This window comes from Acinetobacter sp. 24-47-47 (assembly GCF_057737035.1).
In genome coordinates, this window is the sequence record NZ_CM173216.1 from 1,919,784 (window position 1) to 1,942,177 (window position 22,394).

Annotated in this window: 19 protein-coding genes; 1 reads left to right on the forward strand and 18 read right to left on the reverse strand. The window is 40.0% G+C overall.

Features of this window, described 5'->3' with window-relative positions; translation table 11 throughout:
* Positions 1-145: 145 nt before the first annotated feature.
* The 14 genes from AC1M9E_RS09020 to hcaE all read right to left on the reverse strand — a co-directional run bounded on the left by AC1M9E_RS09020 (position 146) and on the right by hcaE (position 16,123).
* On the reverse strand, positions 146-1,192 hold the full coding sequence (locus AC1M9E_RS09020) for a M20/M25/M40 family metallo-hydrolase (protein ID WP_488224708.1): 1,047 nt from the start codon (positions 1,190-1,192) through the stop codon (positions 146-148).
* 116 nt (positions 1,193-1,308) lie between these two features.
* Positions 1,309-2,232 (reverse strand): phosphate ABC transporter ATP-binding protein PstB, encoded by a 924-nt coding sequence (pstB, locus tag AC1M9E_RS09025; protein ID WP_035267112.1) that lies wholly within the window; start codon positions 2,230-2,232, stop codon positions 1,309-1,311.
* A gap of 12 nt (positions 2,233-2,244) precedes the next feature.
* Positions 2,245-3,633, reverse strand: a complete 1,389-nt coding sequence (pstA, locus tag AC1M9E_RS09030) for a phosphate ABC transporter permease PstA (protein WP_488224709.1) — start codon at positions 3,631-3,633, stop codon at positions 2,245-2,247.
* A complete protein-coding gene (gene pstC / locus AC1M9E_RS09035) occupies positions 3,633-5,012 on the reverse strand; it encodes a phosphate ABC transporter permease subunit PstC (protein WP_092767091.1) in 1,380 nt (459 codons plus the stop codon). Before pstC ends, pstA begins: the two co-directional genes overlap by 1 nt.
* A 99-nt stretch (positions 5,013-5,111) precedes the next feature.
* Positions 5,112-6,137 (reverse strand): substrate-binding domain-containing protein, encoded by a 1,026-nt coding sequence (locus tag AC1M9E_RS09040; protein WP_179997953.1) that lies wholly within the window; start codon positions 6,135-6,137, stop codon positions 5,112-5,114.
* Positions 6,138-6,491: 354 nt separating this feature from the next.
* Positions 6,492-8,024 (reverse strand): pyridoxal phosphate-dependent decarboxylase family protein, encoded by a 1,533-nt coding sequence (locus AC1M9E_RS09045; protein WP_092767092.1) that lies wholly within the window; start codon positions 8,022-8,024, stop codon positions 6,492-6,494.
* Positions 8,025-8,027: 3 nt separating this feature from the next.
* Positions 8,028-9,401, reverse strand: a complete 1,374-nt coding sequence (locus AC1M9E_RS09050) for a diaminobutyrate--2-oxoglutarate transaminase (RefSeq protein ID WP_035267118.1) — start codon at positions 9,399-9,401, stop codon at positions 8,028-8,030.
* Between the two features lie 433 nt (positions 9,402-9,834).
* The gene (locus AC1M9E_RS09055; protein WP_481607657.1) at positions 9,835-10,740 is read right to left on the reverse strand and encodes a DMT family transporter; all 906 of its coding nucleotides are present in this window, start codon (positions 10,738-10,740) and stop codon (positions 9,835-9,837) included.
* Between the two features lie 88 nt (positions 10,741-10,828).
* Positions 10,829-12,058 (reverse strand): 3-phenylpropionate/cinnamic acid dioxygenase ferredoxin--NAD(+) reductase subunit, encoded by a 1,230-nt coding sequence (gene hcaD / locus AC1M9E_RS09060; RefSeq protein WP_092767094.1) that lies wholly within the window; start codon positions 12,056-12,058, stop codon positions 10,829-10,831.
* Positions 12,059-12,062: 4 nt separating this feature from the next.
* Entirely contained in the window at positions 12,063-13,028 is a 966-nt protein-coding gene (locus tag AC1M9E_RS09065) for a 3-carboxyethylcatechol 2,3-dioxygenase (protein WP_481591390.1), read from the reverse strand.
* A gap of 68 nt (positions 13,029-13,096) precedes the next feature.
* Complete coding sequence (gene hcaB, locus AC1M9E_RS09070; RefSeq protein ID WP_035267124.1) at positions 13,097-13,912, reverse strand: 3-phenylpropionate-dihydrodiol/cinnamic acid-dihydrodiol dehydrogenase; 816 nt, start codon at positions 13,910-13,912, stop codon at positions 13,097-13,099.
* A gap of 2 nt (positions 13,913-13,914) precedes the next feature.
* Positions 13,915-14,241, reverse strand: a complete 327-nt coding sequence (gene hcaC / locus AC1M9E_RS09075) for a 3-phenylpropionate/cinnamic acid dioxygenase ferredoxin subunit (protein ID WP_005181999.1) — start codon at positions 14,239-14,241, stop codon at positions 13,915-13,917.
* Positions 14,241-14,759: a 3-phenylpropionate/cinnamic acid dioxygenase subunit beta gene (gene hcaF, locus AC1M9E_RS09080; protein ID WP_035267127.1), complete on the reverse strand. Its 519-nt coding sequence runs from the start codon at positions 14,757-14,759 to the stop codon at positions 14,241-14,243. Before hcaF ends, hcaC begins: the two co-directional genes overlap by 1 nt.
* Positions 14,756-16,123 (reverse strand): 3-phenylpropionate/cinnamic acid dioxygenase subunit alpha, encoded by a 1,368-nt coding sequence (gene hcaE, locus AC1M9E_RS09085; RefSeq protein ID WP_092767097.1) that lies wholly within the window; start codon positions 16,121-16,123, stop codon positions 14,756-14,758. The genes hcaF and hcaE overlap by 4 nt, the downstream gene beginning before the upstream one ends.
* Before the next feature lie 282 nt (positions 16,124-16,405).
* On the opposite strand from hcaE, the gene hcaR reads away from it, so the two are divergent.
* Positions 16,406-17,305, forward strand: coding sequence for a DNA-binding transcriptional regulator HcaR (hcaR, locus tag AC1M9E_RS09090; RefSeq protein ID WP_035267131.1), 900 nt, complete (start codon positions 16,406-16,408; stop codon positions 17,303-17,305).
* 334 nt (positions 17,306-17,639) lie between these two features.
* On the opposite strand, the gene AC1M9E_RS09095 is transcribed toward hcaR, so the two are convergent.
* The 4 genes from AC1M9E_RS09095 to AC1M9E_RS09110 all read right to left on the reverse strand — a co-directional run bounded on the left by AC1M9E_RS09095 (position 17,640) and on the right by AC1M9E_RS09110 (position 22,381).
* Positions 17,640-18,500 carry an alpha/beta fold hydrolase gene (locus AC1M9E_RS09095; RefSeq protein WP_035267132.1) on the reverse strand — a complete coding sequence of 287 codons (861 nt, stop codon included), beginning with the start codon at positions 18,498-18,500 and terminating at the stop codon, positions 17,640-17,642.
* Positions 18,501-18,763: 263 nt separating this feature from the next.
* Positions 18,764-20,056: an OprD family outer membrane porin gene (locus AC1M9E_RS09100; RefSeq protein WP_481607658.1), complete on the reverse strand. Its 1,293-nt coding sequence runs from the start codon at positions 20,054-20,056 to the stop codon at positions 18,764-18,766.
* Between the two features lie 397 nt (positions 20,057-20,453).
* Positions 20,454-21,473, reverse strand: coding sequence for a 4-hydroxy-2-oxovalerate aldolase (dmpG, locus tag AC1M9E_RS09105; RefSeq protein ID WP_092767099.1), 1,020 nt, complete (start codon positions 21,471-21,473; stop codon positions 20,454-20,456).
* Between the two features lie 11 nt (positions 21,474-21,484).
* Positions 21,485-22,381 carry an acetaldehyde dehydrogenase (acetylating) gene (locus tag AC1M9E_RS09110; RefSeq protein WP_035267137.1) on the reverse strand — a complete coding sequence of 299 codons (897 nt, stop codon included), beginning with the start codon at positions 22,379-22,381 and terminating at the stop codon, positions 21,485-21,487.
* Between the last annotated feature and the right edge of the window lie 13 nt (positions 22,382-22,394).

Consider the following 22,394-nt stretch of genomic DNA (forward strand, 5'->3'; position numbering starts at 1 on the left):
TCAGCTAGATAGCAAAACTGCTTTAAGACATATTTTCGATCGAGTTTACGAATAAATCTTTTTTATTCAGTAAAAAAAAAATTGAATTGCACCCTATGATGCAATTCAAATGAGATACGCCTAAATAATTCTTCAGTCATCTCAACTATTGAGTGTTGGTGACTTTTAACAGATGTTGAATCGCCTCTAGAGCCATAACCATAGATTTTGGATCAACTAAATCCTTGGTATCACAAGCTTGGTGATAACATGGCGCAAAATCTAAAATTATCTCCCCCTCGTTTGCACCTGGACGTTCTTGTTCATTAAATAAAATGATCGATGTGACCGGCACTTTTCCTAGAAATGGTGATGTGTCGCTTGCTGTTAAAGTGGTGATGTCTTCTTTGATCGTTAAGTTCTTTGCTTTAAAGAATGATTTTAAATGTTCTTCAAGCGCAGTATCTTCTGGATGACTAGGTAAAGACTTTAAGCCATCAATCATTGGTTTATAGTCAGATTCAGATAATCCAGCAGACTTAAACTGGGCTTCTAAATCTTTTAATGAAGATTTATCTACATCAGCAACCAAAATATTCGGATTTTTTGTACCGACCATATCAACATTGATATAAGCCTTTATTCCCTTCAGCTGTTCAGGTGTCATTTTAGCAACAAAATCTTGCGAACCTCCGATACCATCTTCTTCAGAATCCCAAAATGCAAGGTAAATTGTATTTTGAGGATGATTTTCAGATTTTGAATAATGTTGTAATAGCTCTAATAGAACGGCTACACCTGTACCATTATCATTGATCCCAGGCCCTGTGGTCACAGAATCATAATGTGCACCGATTATCGTAGCTAAATCAGGATTTTTACCTTTGATTTCGATAATAATATTCTGACCTACAATCTTATTGCGATTTTCAAACGGCAACATCTGAGCGTGCAAACCAGCTTTTTTTGCCTCTTCAATAATATAGGTTGCAGTTGCCTTACCACCATCCGTTCCAACTGCGCGATTACCGCCATGAGCTGCTGCAATATCTTCTAAGGCACTAAGATGACTCATGAGACGTTGTTCGATCAAATTCGAAGTATTGATTTGCATGGTTACTTGTTGATTTTGATTTGGTGTATGTGAGCAAGCACTCAACATAAAAATACTGGTCATTAATGCTGTTAAACAAAGTATTTTTTTCATTGTCATGTGGATATCAGTTTATTAAGAATTCCATTTTAGAGAAAAACCTTATTCCATCCACAGATTTTTGTAATAAAAAAAGAGCCCGAAGACTCTTTTTATTTATGTTTCTAAATTTTTAATTAACCAAATCGACCCGTAATATATGCCTCAGTCAATTGATGATCAGGTTGAGTAAATACTTTTTCTGTCGAATTCACTTCAATCAAATCACCTAAATGGAAATAGGCAGTACGGTCTGATACACGTGCAGCTTGTTGCATTGAGTGCGTAACGATTGCAATAGTATATTGTGTTGAAAGCTCAGCGATTAACTCTTCAACTTTAGCCGTAGCAATTGGGTCAAGTGCTGAACAAGGTTCGTCCATTAAAATCACTTCTGGCGAAACTGCAATAGTTCGAGCAATACATAAACGTTGCTGTTGACCGCCTGATAAACCAGTTCCAGGCTGATTCAAACGATCCTTAACTTCATCCCACAAGCCCGCTTTACGTAAACTATTTTCAACGATCTCTTCTAAATCATATTTGTCACGTGCTAAACCATGGAGTTTAGGTCCGTATGCAACGTTTTCAAAAATTGATTTTGGGAATGGGTTTGGCTTTTGGAACACCATACCCACTTGCGCACGAAGTAGTACTACGTCGAGATTAGGATCATAAATGTCTTGATTATCCAACATGACTTTACCCGTTACCCGACAACTATCTATCGTGTCGTTCATACGATTTAAAGTACGTAGGAATGTTGACTTACCACATCCAGATGGACCAATAAAAGCAATCACTTCATTTTGGTAAATATTAAGATCAATGCCTTTAATCGCTTCAGATTCACCATAATAAACATGAACATCAGTTGTACTCAGTTTTACAACATCCGATTTTGCTTCTTTTTTATTTTCGCTTTGCGTGTCAAATTGTGAAACAAACGAAGTTGACGTTTTTTGATTTGCATCTTGAGATGTAAATTGTGTTTGATCTGAATTCACTGATTGATCCTTTTTTAAGGAATTTTGAGTTACTTGCGAAGTTACTGTATTCATATTTTGCTCCGACTACCAACGGACTTCAAATTTCTTACGTAACCAGATCGCTAAACTATTTAAGCTAATCATCATCGCAAGGAGAACAATAATGGCTGCAGCAGTACGACCTTCAAAGAAGTTACGAAGTTCATTACCCTGCCACAAGAAAATCTGTACAGGCAGCGCTGTAGATTGATCAAATGGACTTGCTGGAACACTGGCTACAAAAGCACTCATACCAATCAACAACAACGGCGCAGTCTCACCCAATGCTTGAGCCACACCAATAATTGCACCTGTTAAAATACCTGGTAATGCCAAAGGTAGAACGTGATGAAAAACAGTTTGCAGTCTTGATGCACCCAATCCTAATGCAGCTTGGCGAATCGAAGGTGGAACGGCTTTTAAAGAAGCCCGTGTCGTAATAATCACCGTTGGCAATGTCATTAAACTTAACACAAGACCACCCACCAAAGGGGCAGATAATGGTAAATGCATCCAACCAATAAAAATTGCAGCACCAAGCAAACCAAATACAATCGATGGAACAGCAGCCAAATTATTGATGTTGACTTCTACAATATCTGTAATCCAGTTCTTTGGTGCGAACTCTTCAAGATAGATCGCAGATGCAACGCCGATTGGAATCGAAATAAAGATTACAATCAACATCATAAACAATGAGCCCATGAATGCACCAGCTAAACCAGATGTCGCTGGTGAACTACGAGAGTCAGGACTCGTGAAAATATTCGTGTTAAATGAATTTTCGATGACACCTTTAGCCTTGAGTTCATCAGCAATTTGACGAATCTCAGGACTAAGTTGTTGCTGTTCATCTGGCAAAGAACGATCAATATTACCTGCAAGCCACACATCAATATTTGCATCAGCAAGGACTTTTACATCGACTGTTTTACCAACCAAGCTTGGATCATTCATCACCATATCACGGATACGATATGCTTCAGAGCTCGTATAGATATAGCTTAAATCATCACGTTGTGCTTCAAGTTGAGGATCTTGTTTGATCATTGCATTGATGATCAATGCATCCCAATCCACCATGCCAACTTCAGTCTGCCACTCAATAAAGCGTTCTTCATACTGAGCTGGATTCTCACCTTCAGCCAGTACAGGTTTTGGACCAACTTCAATAATTTTTGGATCGAAATAGATTGGCAAATTCATGCTACTTTGCCAAAAAGCAGGCAAGCCTTTCGCTAAAATACTACCGAATAGCAATACTACGAAGAATAAGCCAGCAATCACTGCTGAAAAACCGAAGAAACGGAACGTCTTTTCTTTACGATGACGTTTAGCTAAAGAATTCTGAATAGTCTTCTTACGCTTTTCTCTAAGCTGCTCAGCTATTGCTGAATCAACTGTCTCGAGAGTATTAGGATTAGAAGTACTCATTAGTCGTATTGCTCACGGTATTTACGCACGATGTAAAGTGCAACAATGTTCAAACCTAAAGTAATCACAAACAATGTAAGTCCTAGTGCGAAAGCGACTAATGCTTGCGGACTTGCAAAGTCAGTATCACCTGTTAATTGATTAACAATCGTAATCGTTACGGTCGAAACAGCTTCTAATGGATTTGCGTGTAAAAGAGGACTGTTACCAGCTGCTAGAACTACGATCATAGTTTCGCCAATTGCACGGGAAGCAGCCAATAAAAATGCACCAATAATGCCAGGCAACGCTGCTGGAATGACCACTTTACGAATCGTTTCAGATTTGGTCGCCCCTAATCCTAAAGATCCATCACGTAATGCTCGAGGCACTTGAGTAATAATGTCATCAGATAAAGAAGACACAAAAGGAATGATCATGATTCCCATGACAAAACCTGCAGTGAGCGCACTCGTTGCGTTGATATCAATTCCAACCATTGCCCCTACAGTTTTAATAAATGGGCCAATAATCATGAGTGCAAATACACCATAAACGATCGTTGGAATACCAGCTAAAACTTCAATGGTCGGTTTTGCCCAAGAACGGAAGCGAGGAGAAGCATATTCAGCCAAATAAATCGCGATCATTAAACCTACTGGTACAGCAACCAATAGTGCGATCCCACTGACCATGAGCGTACCCCACAACAATGGAAGTAAACCATAGCTTCCTTCTGCACTTCCCGAAGTACTGAAACCCGGGTTCCACTCTGTTCCAAAGAAGAAATCAAAAGGATTAACAAAGCTGAAGAAGCGCATCGCTTCTCCAAACATCGACATTACAATTCCAAGTGTTGTAAGAATTGCGACACCAGAACATAAAGCTAAGCCAACATTGATGACTTTCTCGACCTGATTACGCGCTCTAAAATCTTGGCTAATTCTTTTTTTTGCCCATACTAAACCTGCCAATGCAGCGCAAATGACAACTGCTAATTTTGCAAAAGAGCCAATAGTTGAAAATTTACTCAGTTGCTCTGCAGCTGCAACTTCATAGGACGTTGCTGTATCACTGACACCAAATCCGGATGCAATCGCTTGAACACGGTCAACAACTACGTTTAGGCTTGCTGGATCTAGACTTGCTTTAATATCCTGTGGCAAATGATTAAGCACCACCTGCTCCAAGATCGTTGGCTCAACCAAGTTCCAAACAATCAAAATTAAAAATGCAGGGATACCACACCACAACGCAACTAATGCCCCATAGTAACCAGGACGTGAATGCAAAGCGGCAGAGTTATTTCCCTGACCTGCTAAGTTACGGCTTTTGCGTAATCCGATTTGATAGGCAATGGCGATGATCGCCAGTAACACACCTATAAGTAGCAGATTCATGTATTCTCCACTGTCTTTTCAATTTTCATGGTTTGAAAAAACTTTTTTCAATGAAAAAACCAATGGCAGGATAATTCCTGCCATTAGTTTGTCGTTTGATTACTTAACAGCTTTACCTGCTTTAAAGTTTGCCAAAATTGATGCGCGCTCTTTGTCAGAGAGTGAAATTAAGCCCGCTTTTTCTAACTTAGAACCTTTACCTGAAACACGCTTGTTTAAGAAATATTCAGTAAACTGTGGTAAACCTTTGATTGATTTCAAGTGTTCACCTTTTACATAGAAGAATAATGGGCGTGATACAGGGTAAGAACCATTTAAAATCGTGTTTTCAGACGGTGCCACATTGTTCACAGTTGCAACGCGTAAACGGTCACGGTTTTGATCATAGAAACCTAAACCAAACACACCAACAGCACTTGGAGAAGTTTTTAAGCGTGCAAGTGTTTCTGTATAGTCACCCGCAATTTCCACAACACGACCATCTTTACGGAACGTTGTGCAAGCTTTCTTTTTGGCATCTTTATCTAAAGCTTTAATAGCAGCATACGATTCACAACCAGCGTCCACCATTTTCTCCTGGAAGACTTCACGTGTACCATGATTCGAAGCTGGGATTACAAGCGTGATTGGCTCATTTGGTAATGATTTATCAATTTGATTCCAACGCGTATATGGGTTTTTTACCATTTTACCGTTTGAAGGCAATTCAGCTGCCAAAGCTGCAAATACATGTTGTGGACGTAATTTATAAGCTGCTTTGTTAGCATTTGAAGCAAATACGATACCGTCGTAACCGATTTTAATTTCTAATACTTGGTTAACGCCATTTTTCTTACATTCAGCCAATTCGCTCGATTTAATTGCACGAGATGAGTTAGCAATATCGATCGTATTGTCGCCAACACCATTACAAAATTGTTTTAAACCACCCGACGAACCGCCTGAACCAACTACTGGTGTTTTAAATTGAGGGAAGTTATTACCGAATTCTTCAGCCACAATACTTGCATATGGCAATACTGTAGAAGAACCCGCAATTTGAATTGTGTCACGTGCTGCATTTGCGGTTGTTGCTACAGCTGCCCCAGAAAGTGCTAATGCAATTGCAATATTTGTAAAGCGCATCATGTTATCTCTCAATTTATGCAAATTTGGAGTACGCTACTTTTTATTGAAGTATTGTACTTATTTCGATACATGCATTTTGATTTGATAATATGACAATAAGGTTACAGCTTTATTACGATTTTATTATTTTTATTACACCAACCTGCTTATTTATTTTTTAATTATATTTCAAAGATTTATAATAATTACGGTTAAATACTGATATTTTTATTACCTACTTATTCTTTAATAATTATCCCCCCTAATTCCGCATAAAGATTTCTTCAATCATGATCTAAAAATATGTCAAAGTTATGAATTTTGAATATCAAAAAAGCGCTCAATTGAGCGCTTTTTTCAAAAAACAATCTATTAATCGATTGGTGGCGTATATGTACCATCAGCAATTGAAGCTTTGATGCGATCAGACTCAGCCAGTACAAGCGCAAGCAAGTTCTTCACATTGTCTAAAGTTGCTACTGGACTTAAAGTTGTCATTTTCAATGATTGAACCTGACCGACTTTAGTCACACCAATATTCGCTTCACCACGTGCAAACAATTCATCCGCAACGTTTTGGTTCAGTGTATCGAGTAATTCTGTTGGGTAACCTTCAGGAATTACACGGAATAAGACTGATGCAAATTGTGGCTCAACCAATAACTCTAAACCATCTGTTGCTTTAATATAATCTGCAACATCACGCGTTAAAGTAACACCATGGTCAATCATAGAGCCGTAAAGCTCTTCACCGAGTGCTTCAATCGTCATCCACAATTTCAACGCATCAAAACGACGTGTTGTTTGTAGCGATTTAGACACTAAGTTTGGTACACCATGCTCTTCGTCATAAGCAGAGTTTAAGTATTCCGCTTCATAATGCATAAAGCGATAGTTCGCTTCATCTTTAAGTAAGAATGCACCACAAGAAATCGTTTGGAAGTAATGCTTATGGAAATCAAGTGTGATTGAATCAGAAAGCTCGATACCATCTAACAAATCACGGTGATTATTAGATAGGATTAAAGCACCGCCCCATGCTGCATCGATATGCATCCACGCGCCGTACTTGTTGGTGATTTCACGGACTTTCTTTAAAGGATCAATTGCACCCGCATCGGTAGTACCTGCAGTTGCAACCACACATGCCACAATTTTGCCTTCATTTTGAAGGTGTGCCATGGTTTTCTCTAGTGCATCCATGTCCATACGCGCATTTTCGTCGACAGGCACAGTCACTACAGATTGGAAGCCCATTCCCATCATCGCCATGTTCTTTTGCACAGAGAAGTGAGCATTTTCAGAACAAATGACTTTAACGTTTCGCATCGCTTCCGCAGGTACGCCATCACGCTGAACAGACCACGGATTGCCGTTTTCGTCTTTCCAGTTTTTCGCGATACATGCATCACGTGCAAGCAATACACCCATCAAGTTTGACTGCGTACCGCCAGAGGTGAACACACCTGCTTGACCTGCACCATAACCAACTTTTTGACGAAGCCAATCGATCAACTGAACTTCCATCAATGAACCTGCAGGGCTTTGATCCCATGAGTCCATCGATTGGTTAGTTGCGTTAATGAGTACTTCTGCGATTTGGCTAGTCACCATAGTAGGACAATGCAAATGCGCTAAAGAATGAGGATGATGTACTTTTAAGCTCTTATTAAGGAATAGCTCAACCATACGCTCTAATGACTTTTCCACACCCAATCCTTCTTTAGAAGGATTAAATGCAATTGCACTGCGTAGCTCTTTAATGCTACCGCCTGTGTACATTTTGTCATTTTGTAACCAAGCTGCTACTGCTTGAGTTGCCTGATCCATTGCTGACGTATAGTCAGCAATGGATGCAGCATCATTACAGAGCAAAGCTTTACGGTGTTCTGCAAAATCTACCATGAATTAAGCGCCTCGTACCGCAACTAATGCTTCAGAAATTGCTTTCTTAAAGCGCACAATTACTTCTTCACATTCAGCTTGGTTAATAATTAATGGGCAAAGTAGACGAATCACTGTACCGTTACGTCCACCCTTTTCTAACAACAATTTGTTGTTGAAACACGCTGCTTGGATTGCAGCAGCCAATTGACCATCTGCAGGAAGTGAACCCATATGGTCAGCAGGTTTACGCTCATCAACGATTTCGATACCGATCATTAAACCGCGGCCACGTACATTACCGATACATGGGAATTCTGCAGCTAATTTCTTCAATTCAGCTTGAAGGAAATCACCGCGCTCTTGTGCGTTTTGCGCAAGATTTTGTTCTTTAATCGTTTTGATCGTAGCAAGACCAGTACCCATAGCCAATTGGTTACCACGGAAAGTACCCGTGTGACCTGCAGGCTGCCAAGCATCAAACTTACGCTTAATACCAAGTACTGCAAGTGGTAAGCTTCCACCTACTGCTTTCGACATCACTACAACATCAGGTTCGATACCCGCATGTTCAAAGGCAAACATTTTTCCTGAACGCGCGAAACCAGCTTGTACTTCATCAAGAATTAAAACGATGTTGTGCTTTTCAGTCACTTCACGAATTTTTTTCAACCATTTCACAGGTGCTGTAACCACACCGCCCTCGCCTTGAATCGCTTCAAGGATAACTGCAGCAGGCTTAGTCACACCGCTTTCAACATCTTCGATGAAGTTTTCAAAGAAATAAGTAAGCGCGTCAACACCCGCTTCACCGCCTAAACCTAGTGGGCAACGGTATTCATGTGGATACGGCATGAATTGAACGCCTGGCATTAAACCATTAACAGCGTTTTTAGCAGACAAATTACCTGTCATTGCTAATGAGCCGTGAGTCATACCATGGTAGCCACCAGAGAAGCTGATCACAGTGCCACGGCCAGTATATGTTTTTGCAAGTTTAATTGCTGCTTCTGTACCATCTGCACCAGATGGACCACAGAACTGTAGGCAGTACTCTTCTTTACCACCCGGTAATTCAGCAAGTAAAGCTTCAGTAAAAGCATCTTTTAAAGGTGTCGTTAAATCCAAAGTATGTAATGGAAGACCACTCGCTAAAGTGTCTTGAATACTTTGAATGACCGCAGGATGATTATGGCCCAAAGCCAATGTTCCTGCCCCAGCTAAACAATCGAGGTACTCTGTACCTTCAACATCAGTAACCCAGCAACCTTGTGCTTTTGCTATCGCTAACGGCAATTTACGTGGATAGCTACGAACATTAGATTCCATCTGACTTTGGCGAGTCAAATAGTATTCGTTAGTAGAATTAGGTGCAGGATTTACAGAAGAAACGCTCATATCGAATTACCATCTCTGATATGGGTTAATAGAAATAAGTCGGGTGACTTGCGGTCCTTTGACTCGGTGCTTTATAGAGTTCTAGTTAGCCTATTGTGTAGAGTTATAACTAGAGGGCGCGATGATAACGAATTTTGAAATAAAATAAATAGATTTCTATCGTTTTCACCAGCAGATTCTAAAATATTAATGTGACAAATTGATAACTTGTATAGATTTCAAACTGTACCACTTCTATTTTAGATAAGTTTGAACTTGAGCTAAAGTAAAACAGTCCAAATTATGCAAAAAATGTTCAATTTTTTTTGCTGATTTGAACTGACTTTTTCAGTATTCCTAAATTCGAGCTTGGGCTAAAGCATAGTTTTGTAACATTATGAATCTTATATATTCATGTAGTTGTACGTGTGTGATTAAAACCACTTTTTTTCACTCATTTTTTTAAGAATAGTTTCAAGAGTTCTCGATTAAAATACATCAGCAACCCCATCATCACCACGACAATCCCCCACAAGGCTTCATTATGAATAATTTCATTATTTAAGGATGCCCCCAAAACTAGGGCGATGACTGGCGTCATGACATTACTCAAAGACACTGTCGACGCTGCTAAGCGGCGGATTAACCAAAAATAGCACAGCATCGCAACAATTGATGACATGATCATTGTGAACAAAAAACCCACCATCGCTTGCGTACTTGGTAGCACAGTTGGGATTTGTTGCCAAATGAATGGAATGATTAAGAGTGATCCTAAAGCTGAAAAGATTAATGAACCTGTCGCCTGACTCATGGGGCTTAAAGGTGCATTAATTTGTTTGACCCAAAAAATCGAACTGATATACGACACCATACTGATCAGCATCAGAACCACACCCCAAGGATTGACTCGCTCATCTGCAGATTCTGCAAAAACAAATGTGAGACCCAATACGGCAATGACCATTCCACTCCATTGTAAAATAGACAACTTATGTGTTTTTAGGATGAGATGTCCAATGAGACCTGCAATTAATGGCGAAAATCCGAAGATCAGTGCCATTAAGCCTGACGTTAAATAATTCGCTGCCAAATAGATAAATAACTGCGCACCTATTAAATTTAGGCTACCAGCTACATAACTTTTCAGCGATACATGATCAAACGGGAGTGGATCACGCATCATTTTGAGCAACGCCAAAGCAATTATAGATGCACCAAAGTATCGAATGATGAGCACCCACATTGGATGAATTTCTGCAACACTCCATACAATGGCAAGTGGTGTTGCAGCCCATATCAATACCAATAAGGCATATATACTCGCAACGACCATTATATTTGAGGAACTAGAATTCATAATTTGCTCAAAATTAAATCAATATTTTCTTAGGCACATAAAAAACAGACCTAAGTTACCCTAGGTCTGTTGCACAATCTCACCAAGTTTACTTCACAAGTTTACGAAGGTCTTGGCTAAGATCTAAATATTTATCTGCTTCAAATGCAGCTTGTTTGCTAATCAATTTTTTAAGATGACGCATTTCTTTAGCCGCATTTACCGTAATACCACCAACAATAATACCGTCAGTCACACCGAACAATACAAATGAAGATTCTGCACGTAGCTCAGGATTGATTTCACCACGTACTAACCACTCAGCTGCTGCCATATCACCTACGAATTGGTAGTTAATGTCCAACTGATCTGTCCAGAACCATGCTGGATTAGGAGTAGGATGTTCTACACCCATCACATGGCGTGCAAAGATACCTGCTTGAAGATTAGCATTTTCCCAAGTCTCAACACGACGGTGGTTACCACAGTCACGAAGTTGAGTTGCCACATCACCTGCCGCATAAATATCAGCATTCGAGGTTTGGCAATTTTCGTTTACTTTGATCGCGAGATCAACGTCAAGACCAGCATCAACTGCCAACTGTGCATTTGGCACAATACCGATACCGTAAACCACAGCATCCGCACGAAGTTCTTCGCCATCAGCTAAAGTCACCACAATTTCTTCGCCATCAAGCTTGCAATCTGCAATTGAAGTTGAAAGACGAACATCCACACCTGCCAATTTTTGCTGTTCAAGCAAGAATTCACTCAAGATGCGTGGCGATGAACGCCCCATCACCATTGGTCCCATTTCAATGACAGTGACTTCACATTCTTTGAAACGTGCAGATGATGCAAGCTCAAGACCGATTACACCACCACCAATCAGGATGATACGTTGACCTTTTTGTAACACTGGTACAAGGGCTTGTGAATCTTCAAGATTACGCAGCGTGTAAACATGTTTGCCAAGTGCGTCGAAGTTTGGAAGACGACGTGCTGCACCGCCAGTTGCAATCAGCAATTTGTCATAAGCAACAACATCACCATTTTGAAGTTCGACAGTTTTGGCTTCAGCGTTGATTTTCACGACACCATTACCGCGAATTGCTGTCACACCAAGATCTGCTAATTTTTCTTCAGATAAAATTTCAATCTTGGTTTCTTCAGGTTTTAAAATCACGTCTTTAGACAGTGGTGGACGCTCATAAGGAAGATGCGTTTCATCACCAATTAATGTGATTTTACCTTCATATTTGTTTGCACGAAGCTCAAGGATCGCACTTGCGCCTGCTTGACCCGCACCAACGATGACGATGTTGTTTACATTGCTCATGGGATTAACCTTTTAATTCCGCAGATACGATACCGAAGCCCGCAATCCACTCACTAATATCTTCATAGCAGTGAGTTGTCATTTCATACTCACCAACTTCGCTCAGTGCAGCAAATGCTGCCATCCAGCAACGCACTTCTTGACCACCACGACCACCTTCGACACGAATTTCTGCCTCAGTCATCGCTTCCATTGCAGCAAAATCTGCTTGTTTAAATTTCTCAAGCAATGCAATATCCCACTCAGGGCTCAGCGGTACTGCAACTGATGTATCTCCAGCAGCGAGTTTCTGACCAACTGCAATAATTTTCGCTTGACGCGCATTACGTGCTTCTTCAGTTGGATTACGGCCAGCAATTAAAAACTCTTCAACTTCTGGTGGCACTGAACCCATTTGAGGTGTTGGTGGATCATGAGACAAACCACCTGTACCCAATACAAGTACACGCTCATTTTCAAGATTAAGTGACTTAATATATTGTCCAACCGCACGGCCTAAAGCAATGGTACGCTTTGTGGTTGGCATTGGTGCGGCAGCACCATTAATAAATATTGGAATCGTTTTATAACGATCAAGTTTTCCATCACAAAGGAAGTGTAATGGTTGAGTCACACCATGGTCAGCCTGCATACGATATGAGTATGCAACATCAACACCTTCATCTAGAACTTGACGCACAAGTGCCAAAGCCTTGTCTTCAGGAACATCGATTTTATTGTCAATTTTACCGTAATCCCAGTCACCAGCAGCCGTAGCACGGATACCGACACAGAAACTTGGCATAAGGTCGTAGAAAAAACCGTTAAAATGGTCTGGACCAAAAGTAATGATCAGTGTTGGATCGTAAGCTTTTACTTCAGCAGATAATTGTTCAAAAGCAGCACGTACTTTTTGCTCTTTTGACTGATCTTGAGGTGAAGCAAATTCCATTAAAGGACTGTGCGAAGCACAAATAAGTTTAACGGCCATGAGAGACTCCTTAAAAGGAAGGCAGCCTTAGAACAGGCTGCCGATAAGTCCATTTTTTAGACTAGATTTTATTCGTCAAAGAAACCAGCACGTGGTTGACGTAGACCACGAATACCCAAACCACATTCTGCATTGATCAGAACACCAGTTAAAGGTCGGTTATTTTGACGAGATGCCAAGAGCACATAAGAACCTGTCATTTCTTCAGGCTCAGGTAAGAAGTTCAACGGCATACCACGCGCGATTTTCTCAGGATCACGCGCATCTAAAAGACCTAGATTTTCTTGGCCTAATGATGCAGCACCTTTAATGTTTACATTCATACCTGACGGCGCAACAGCATTCACACGAACTTTGGGTGCAAGCTCGTACGCCAATTCCTTCATGATGCCTACGCCAGCATGCTTAGATGCTGTGTAAACTGGACCACCACCCGCAGAATATAATGCTGAGTTAGATAGTGTGAAGATTATCGAACCTTCAGATTTTACTAACTCATCAAGTGCAGCTTTAGCACCTAGAATTAATGCTTTCGTATTAATTCCCATGATTTCGTCAAACGCTTTATCAAGTTGCTCACCTGAAGTATTGACGATATCTGCGTAGTGATCCCAGATTCCTGCATTACCAATAAAACAATCAAGCTTACCAAAACGCTCAACAGTTGCTTTTACAGCACGGACATTGTCTTCATAGTTGGCAACATCACCAGCGATTGCAACAATTTGATCACCAAAGCGTTCTTTTAAAGCATCGACTTTAGATTGTGAACGTTGTAACACACCAACGTGCGCACCTTCTTCAAGGAAGCGTTCAACTAAAGCCCAACCTAAACCAGAACCACCACCTGTGATCAGTGCAACTTCGCCTTTAAGCCAACCCATGATTACTCTCCTGCCATCTCAACGTATAACGCACCATCTTCAACAATCACTGGGAAAGTTTGAATTGGATCTGTCGCTGGTAAACATAATGCTTGACCGGTTTTTAAACAGAAGCGAGCTGAATGCAATGGACATTCGACAGTGCCATCATCTTCAAGATAACCTTCTGACATTGAAGCATTACCATGAGAACAACGGTCATTCATTGCGAAGAACTCACCACCATTGTTAAACACTGCAAGCGCATCGATACCGTTAACGCCGCAATCTACTTTCAACGCTTCGCCTTCGTCTAATTCGTCAACTTGGCAAACAAAAATCTTATTCATTAGAAGAACACACTCAGGTTGTGAGAGTTATAGGTAACTTGATCAAGCGTGATCTTACGGTTGAAAATTTGGAAGCCTAGGCCACCTTCAACTTTACGGATCTTGTCATGACGTTTACCACAGTAAATCGTGACATCTTTCTCTTTTTGTGTACGGTACAAAAGATATGTAACGTATACATCGTATTCGCCTTCAACTTCAGTAGCTTCTACGATCACGTTACTCACCATATGAGTTGTACGTGATGGAGGCTCTTCAGCCCAAGCCATACCTGTTTCAAGACGAGCAACACGACGCTCTAAAAGATCTTTCGTATCATTGAACACCCAAGTTGTAGGTGGTTCAATTGAACGACGACGGTCACGTGTTTGAGCATTTGGTGTTGTACGTAGCGTGTAAGAAATATCTTCAGCTAACGTATCTAACCAGTCGCGGAATTTCCAATCGTCAAGCAATTTCGCTTCACGATAGAGGAATTGGCTAATTTGATGGTGAAGTTCTAAACTCACTTGACTCATTTCATAAGCTCCTTCTCATATTCGTCAGCTGCTTTCTCAACATCTTCCCATTTTTCATGGATTAGCAAGTCTGCCCAACGACGGTACATGCCGCGTGCCGCAGTTTCTGAGAAAATATAGTTAGTGATACCAGGGATACCATCTTCACGAATTTTCTCGTTACCAAGACCCATTTCCATAATGAGTTTGTTTTGACGCGCTTTGTAACCACGTAAGACTTTTTGAATTTCGATCCAGTTTTCAGAGTCATCTTGCTCTAAGAAACCAGCTGGACCAAATGCACGTGTCGCAGAACGTTCAAACGCTTCTTTCACTTCTTGTGACGCTTCAGCATCCGCAATACAGAACGCCCATACTTCAGTTTTGTTTGGACCACGTGGATGCCATACGCGAAGTGTTGCTGTACCGTTTAACCAAGACAATGTTGGGAACATAGTGTTATGACCCGCAAGACGTAACGCACGGATTTCACCAAGACGCTCTTTAACTTCTTCGTAAGTTTCGCGGAAATAGTTTGCTACTTCACCATCAACCCATACGTTTGCATCTGGTTTCTCTGTAAAGAAAAAGCCTGAACCGTGACCACGTGAACCATATTGGATTGCGTCTTTCGCAGTTTCCCATACAGGACGTGCAGTTTGCGCAGCACCTAATTTCTTAGTAGATTCGTCATCAGGTTTAGCACCTAATACTTGAATCGCAGATGCGTGAGAGAACAATGCATGATATTGGTCAGATGCAAACTGTTCAGCCGCAAATTTCCAGTTACATTCGATTTCCCACTTATGAACACCACCGATGATCTCAGTACCACCTGGACGACGATCTAATACGCCATCTAAGTACCAAGCGATATCACCCATGTATTCTTCAAGGTCTGGAGTTGTTTCATCCCAACAACCGAAGATTAAGCCTTTATAAGACTTCACACGGTTTACTTCGATCAAACTCCACTTCTCTTTACATGCGCCTTGAGGGAATGCACGATCTTCAAGAGGAATATCTTTAAGAGAGCCGTCTACGCCATAAGACCAACCATGGTATGGACATGTAAATGCACGAGTGTTACCGCAGTCAGCAAAGCTCACGCGCATCGAACGGTGACGACATTGGTTTAACAATGCTTTGATTGAACCGTCTTTTTGACGTACCACGATGATCGGATCTTCACCCATATAGGTATTGAAGAAATCACCAGCCTTTGGAATTTGGCTTTCATGGCAAAGGAATAACCATGTACGACCGAACACACGTTCAAGTTCTAGTTCATAGATATCTGGATCTGTATAAATAGATGGCGTGATACGTCCATTTTGTGCATCGACTAAAGCATCGATTTCGCGCACATCAATTTTCCCACTCATGAAAAGCTCTCCTGTGACTAAATTAGACACAAACTAATAGACTCAACTTTGCAGAGATAATGAGTTTTGAACGAGTTTTGGGGAAATATTTTTTTTGTTTGAATCAAGATGTTTTATCGATAAATTAATCAATCGCTCAATACGTGAATTTTACCATATTTTAATAATAACGTTGATATTTCAATATGCTCAGTCCCACTTCACCGAATATCCATTTGTGAACTATACTCGCACTTGATCATATTTAGACATTATATGAATCAATCTTTGGATGATTTTTTTATGGAACTACGACACCTACGATATTTCATTGCTGTGGCAGAAGAACTCAACTTCACCAAAGCAGCCTTGCGCCTTTATACTGCTCAGCCATCATTGAGCCAGCAGATTAAAGATCTTGAAGATGAAATTGGCGTCCCTTTGCTTTATCGTACAAAACGTAAGGTAGAACTCACTGAGGAGGGTCAAGTCTTCCTTGAACAAGCTCGCCTCACGATAGCCCAAGCAGACAAAGCAGTCGCAATGACTCGTCAGATTGCCAAATCTAAACAGCAATTGTTACGTATCGGCTTTGTTCCTGTAGTTGAAATGAAAATTTTTCCTTACGTTCTCCCTAATCTTCGTGTTCAAAACCGGGATTTAAAGATTGAATTGTTAAGCTTAAACAACTCCGATCAGTCAAAAATGTTAAAAAAAGGCGAAATTGATATCGCTTTTACTCGTCAAAATCTATTTAGTGATGAAATCGAAAGTCAATTTGTTTTACGAGAACCTTTGATTTTCTTACTCCCCAAAGATCATCCACTCGCTAAATACGATCGCATTCCAGTAAAAGAGCTCGATGGAATCGATTTCATTATTCCTTCTGAACAGCAATCTCAAACCCTAAATAAGATCATTCTAGATTTTGCAAAATACCATCAAATCAATTTAAATATTGTTCAAACTGCAGACAATATCCTCTTTAACATTAATTCTATTGGCATGAACCTGGGCTGTACTTTTCTACCTGGATATATCGCACCACTGACGATGAATAACACCGTGATTCGCCCGCTAGACGTGGAATTACCTTCAATCGATTTATTTGCAAGCTATAGAAAAAGTACTAACTCAGAAGGCGTCAAAAAATTTATGGACTTACTGAGCTCTGTTTTTTACCTTGATATTAATCGTAATTAATTAATTTTTTTTCAAATTAATGATCACCGTTAAACATAGCGGTGATTTTTATTTTTTATTTCAACCATCAGTCTTAGACTTTAGTCTAATAAAGTTTTACGAATATCATCATAAATTGTATGAATTCAGGCTTTAGATTAGACTAATTTTTAAACAACCCATTAACTAACTAGACTTGCTCTACCACTTAAGTCTAATGAATTAAAACAGATCAATGCTCAATATTGATTATCAATATGCAGATTTAAACGTATTAAACACATGTTCTGTATTTTCAGTTTTAAAAAAGAGGATGATTAAATCATCCTCTTTTTTAGTTTTTTAGGATCTGAAATTATTTAACACCATGAACTGCTAGATAATTTTTGATCACCGTATTAAATTCTTCTGCTTTTTCAACTTGTGACCAGTGACCGCACTGACTGAAAATATGTGCATCAGCATTAGGAACGATATTTAAAATGTCCCAAGTACGAGACACAGGAATCACCACATCTTGAGTACCATGAATCAATAATACAGGAACTGTAATATCTTTCATTTTTTCAAAGTCTAATGGGAACTCGAAACGATCACGGTCACGCGCACCCACAACATCCATTAAACGATCAGATGCGTAGTCATTCGCCGCAGAATCAAAACGTACTTTTACCAGCTCATCTGTAATTAAGTCTTTATTTACAACGAACATTGAAAGTGTCTTACGAATACCTTCTTCTGTTAAAACTGGGTTTGCATGCGCTTTTAGGGCTGCAGTTTGTTTTGCACCACCTGTACCCATTGAAACAATACCGAGTACACGCTCTGGATAATCAAGTGCCAACTGGAATGCTAACCAACCACCTAGCGAATTACCTACTAACCATGTTTTTTCAATACCAAGTGCATCAAGAGTACGAATTGCATGATCAACCCATGCACGAATACCGTATTGAGTTCCTGGTGCAACGACAGTTTGACCATAACCAATGGTATCAATTGCGATACAACGCGCTTGCTCACCAATTGCAGGTAAATTCAACCACCAGTTAGCAGCTGCTGATACACCAGTACCAGAACCATGAAGGAATAAAATAGGCGTGCCTTCACCAATTTCATGATAATGGGTTAACTCACCTTCAGCAGTTTCGATCCATTTATCTTCTAAACCAAAGAATGAATCCGTTTTATATTCTGGAATTTGAACAGTGCTCATCATAGTCCTCTAACTGTCTATAACTGATCATATATTTGTGAAACAATCATCAGTTGATGTTTACAAATGATAGTTTTACAGGCTTATATTAACTGCTCTGTACCTTTCAACTGATACAAATTTACGATTGCATCCATCTTTTTAACAATTAAATAAATTACTGTTTTTTCTTATTTTTTTAAAATCAATATTCACCCTCTGAATATGACTTAATAAGATCTCGATATAATCCCTACTCATCATATCGAGATCAATTTCATTCTTTAGAATTTATAACTATAACTTAACGCCACACGATGCTCTTCTAAATCACTCAAGGTGCCTGGAACATTGATGTTGTTATAATTAGTATCAATGAACATGTAGTTGAAACCAAGACCTTTGTACTTACCTTCTGGCACAACATAGTTCACGATAATATTATTTTCGTTCTCACGACCTCGACCTGGTGTTGTAGTATCAATATTCCAACCTTGGAAATGACGCACAGTTGCCGATAATCCTGGGACACCCATTTCTTTAAAATTATAGGTATAACCAACGCTCCAAGATTTCTCATCCTTACGGATAAAACTCGCGACGGACCAATTATCTAAATAAGGTTGTGGCACCCAACCACCCAATGTTGGGAATAGTGTCGCTTTATCTCCATGCTCCCCAAACATCTCTTGATAACCCAACTGAACGGTATGCATACCATGGTTGACTTTCGCCCCCATAGAAATAGCTTGGCTATCGATTTCACCAAAAAGTTTATCGCCAGTTTCACTGTTATCGAAGTAACGAATATGTGCATCTAAATTCGTTTTTTCATCAAGTTTAGTTTTATAGCTTGCAGCAACATAATGTTGCTTGAAGATATCAGTTAAATCAGCGAACCAATAACTACCACCAATCTTTGATGTAAACTGGTGATCAACACCAACAATATACATTCCGTCATCAGTTGTGAGACCTTGAGCTTCTGCCTTTGCAAAATCATTGTTTGGGAATAAGGTCAAATCTTGATACTGATTATCGTAACGCGCATTAATACCATCAATATAAGCCAAGGTTAATTTAGTATCCTGAATATCTTTCGACTCTAACCATGCACCACTATAGGTGGTTAATAATTGGCGTGATGGATCGAAGAAAATAACTGGTGACATCGGCAATAAATCACCTACTTTAAGTTCAGTTTCAGAAACTTTAACTTTTAAAGTCGCACCGAATTTAGCATTATCGCGTTCTGTACGACCTTGACTGTTATCATATGGCATATGAATGTCATTTACAGAATCACGAGATTTCAATCCAATTGCATATTGAGCCAAGAGATCTGCACCAACTTGAATGCCTGCACCAATATCGTGATAACCCGATTTAGCATCTAAAGTGATTGCTTGCGTCCAGTTACCATAATCTAGATTTGGTGCTGTATCGTAATTACGTTCTAAATAGAAATTTTTAAATTTAAGCTGAACATTTGAATCAGCCACAAAATTCGCGTGAGCAGCAGTTGTCCCTAGAGTTGTTGCAGCAATCATTGCTAGCCATAATTTTTGATGACGCATGGCTTCATCCTATACTCAAATCAGCGTTGATGAGCATATTGCTAAATTGTGCACTCTGAAGAAATCAGACTAGAGTCTAAAAAAAATTTAGACTTTTCCGATGAAAAACAATACTTTAAAAACTCTCATTGTTATAAACAATTAATAATAGCTCAGTAACTAAGCAAATTAACTTTTACTATGGATAATTTATTATATTTTAATATCTTACAAATTAACCCAAAAGCATTTTGCCATTTTATTTAATAGTTTTTAAGTTTAACAATCACGATACGCTCTACACCAAATCACTCAATATAAGCACCCAAACATCTCACGCAATTGTTTTTTTATATGTATCTTTTCTAAATTCATAAAAAAAGCACTCCTAAGAGTGCTCTTTCAAATCACTTTTAAATTATGCGTTAAGTTCTTTTGCTTTAGCCATAGTCAAAGCTAGATCTTCAATCATGTCTTCCTGACCACCAACAGTACCACGGCGACCAAGCTCCATTAAGATTTCACGCGCAGATACGCCATATTTCGCTTCAGCACGTTTAGCGAACAATAGGAATGAAGAGTAAACACCCGCATAACCTAAAGTAGCTGCATCACGGTCTGCACGAATTGGGTTGTGCATCATTGGAATCACGAGATCTTCAGCAACATCTTGTACTTTGAACAAGTCAACGCCTGTGTCCATACCCATACGATTTGCAACAGCGATGAACAATTCAAGTGGTGTGTTACCTGCACCCGCACCGAGACCTGCAGATGCCAAGTCAACACGTACCGCGCCTGCTTCAACAGCAGCAACAGTATTTGATACACCCATACCTAAGTTGTGGTGACCGTGGAAACCCAACTCAATGCTTGGGTCCAAGTGTTGACGTAAGTGTCCAACGCGATCAATTACATCTTGAGGAAGCATGTAACCTGCTGAGTCAGTCACATAAATACAGTTTGCACCGTAAGACACCATCTTCTTCGCTTCTTCTAAAAGACGCTCTGGAGATGCCATGTGAGCCAACATTAAGAAGCCCACTGTGTCCATTTCTAATTTACGCGCAGCGGTGATGTGCTGTTCAGAACAGTCAGCTTCAGTACAGTGAGTTGCAACACGAATCGTTGATACACCGATTTCATGTGCCATTTTCAAGTGGTCAACCGTACCGATACCAGGAAGAAGAAGTGCAGAAACTTTTGCATTCTTCATACGCGGTACAACAGCAGACAAGTATTCTTCGTCAGTCGCAGCAGCAAAACCGTAGTTTACTGATGAACCACCAAGGCCGTCACCGTGAGTGACTTCAATTAATGGTACGCCTGCATCATCAAGTGCTGTTGAAATTGCAATCATTTGCTCAACAGTCGTTTGATGGCGCTGCGGATGCATACCATCACGTAAAGTCATATCATGAACAATAATCTTAGACATGCGGTTGCTCCTTAAGCTTCTTCTTTGTTGAATACGTGTTCAGCAAACATTTCTGCTGTACGAGCAGCTGCAGCTGTCATAATGTCGAGGTTACCTGCATATTTCGGCAAGAAATCACCCAAACCTTCTACTTCCAAGAAGATAGAAACACGGTTACCATCAAAAATTGGACCATTTACAAGTTTGTAACCTGGTACATATTTTTGCACTTCTTTAATCATCGCGTGAACTGATTCAGTGATCGCAGCTTGATCTGGCTCACCTTCAACAAGACAGTGTACTGTGTCACGCATCATAAGTGGTGGCTCAGCAGGGTTAATGATGATGATCGCTTTACCTTTTTTCGCACCACCAACTTTCTCAATAGCACCCGCAGTTGTACGTGTGAATTCGTCGATATTTTTACGTGTACCAGGACCTACAGATTTTGTAGACACAGTCGCGATGATCTCACCATATTCAACAGGTTGAACACGTGAAACTGCTGCAACCATAGGAATTGTCGCCTGACCACCACACGTTACCATATTCACGTTAGGCACTTCACCTTCTGCAAGTAAAGCTTCTAAGTTCACAGGTGGAACACAGAAAGGACCAATTGCAGCAGGTGTTAAGTCAATCATCAGTACACCAAGTTCATTTAACTTGCGGCTGTTTTCAGCATGTACATATGCAGACGTTGCATCAAAAGCAATTTTGATATCATCTTCAATGACGTGAGGAAGAAGACCATCAACCCCTTCTGCAGTGGTTTTTAAACCCATTTTCGCAGCACGAGCAAGACCTTCAGAAGTAGGATCGATACCCACCATCCAAACTGGCTCTAACCATTCGCTACGTTGAAGTTTGTAAAGCAAATCAGTACCAATGTTACCTGGTCCGATCATTGCACATTTAATCTTTTTCATTAACGTACTCTCT

What these genes read in the sequence shown, in the direction of transcription:
- AC1M9E_RS09020 (WP_488224708.1), bottom strand. Translation starts at nt 1,192, where the DNA reads ATGACAATGAAAAAAATACTTTGTTTAACAGCATTAATGACCAGTATT.
- pstB (WP_035267112.1), bottom strand. Translation starts at nt 2,232, where the DNA reads ATGAATACAGTAACTTCGCAAGTAACTCAAAATTCCTTAAAAAAGGAT.
- pstA (WP_488224709.1), bottom strand. Translation starts at nt 3,633, where the DNA reads ATGAGTACTTCTAATCCTAATACTCTCGAGACAGTTGATTCAGCAATA.
- pstC (WP_092767091.1), bottom strand. Translation starts at nt 5,012, where the DNA reads ATGAATCTGCTACTTATAGGTGTGTTACTGGCGATCATCGCCATTGCC.
- AC1M9E_RS09040 (WP_179997953.1), bottom strand. Translation starts at nt 6,137, where the DNA reads ATGCGCTTTACAAATATTGCAATTGCATTAGCACTTTCTGGGGCAGCT.
- AC1M9E_RS09045 (WP_092767092.1), bottom strand. Translation starts at nt 8,024, where the DNA reads ATGGTAGATTTTGCAGAACACCGTAAAGCTTTGCTCTGTAATGATGCT.
- AC1M9E_RS09050 (WP_035267118.1), bottom strand. Translation starts at nt 9,401, where the DNA reads ATGAGCGTTTCTTCTGTAAATCCTGCACCTAATTCTACTAACGAATAC.
- AC1M9E_RS09055 (WP_481607657.1), bottom strand. Translation starts at nt 10,740, where the DNA reads ATGAATTCTAGTTCCTCAAATATAATGGTCGTTGCGAGTATATATGCC.
- hcaD (WP_092767094.1), bottom strand. Translation starts at nt 12,058, where the DNA reads ATGAGCAATGTAAACAACATCGTCATCGTTGGTGCGGGTCAAGCAGGC.
- AC1M9E_RS09065 (WP_481591390.1), bottom strand. Translation starts at nt 13,028, where the DNA reads ATGGCCGTTAAACTTATTTGTGCTTCGCACAGTCCTTTAATGGAATTT.
- hcaB (WP_035267124.1), bottom strand. Translation starts at nt 13,912, where the DNA reads ATGGGTTGGCTTAAAGGCGAAGTTGCACTGATCACAGGTGGTGGTTCT.
- hcaC (WP_005181999.1), bottom strand. Translation starts at nt 14,241, where the DNA reads ATGAATAAGATTTTTGTTTGCCAAGTTGACGAATTAGACGAAGGCGAA.
- hcaF (WP_035267127.1), bottom strand. Translation starts at nt 14,759, where the DNA reads ATGAGTCAAGTGAGTTTAGAACTTCACCATCAAATTAGCCAATTCCTC.
- hcaE (WP_092767097.1), bottom strand. Translation starts at nt 16,123, where the DNA reads ATGAGTGGGAAAATTGATGTGCGCGAAATCGATGCTTTAGTCGATGCA.
- hcaR (WP_035267131.1), top strand. Translation starts at nt 16,406, where the DNA reads ATGGAACTACGACACCTACGATATTTCATTGCTGTGGCAGAAGAACTC.
- AC1M9E_RS09095 (WP_035267132.1), bottom strand. Translation starts at nt 18,500, where the DNA reads ATGAGCACTGTTCAAATTCCAGAATATAAAACGGATTCATTCTTTGGT.
- AC1M9E_RS09100 (WP_481607658.1), bottom strand. Translation starts at nt 20,056, where the DNA reads ATGCGTCATCAAAAATTATGGCTAGCAATGATTGCTGCAACAACTCTA.
- dmpG (WP_092767099.1), bottom strand. Translation starts at nt 21,473, where the DNA reads ATGTCTAAGATTATTGTTCATGATATGACTTTACGTGATGGTATGCAT.
- AC1M9E_RS09110 (WP_035267137.1), bottom strand. Translation starts at nt 22,381, where the DNA reads ATGAAAAAGATTAAATGTGCAATGATCGGACCAGGTAACATTGGTACT.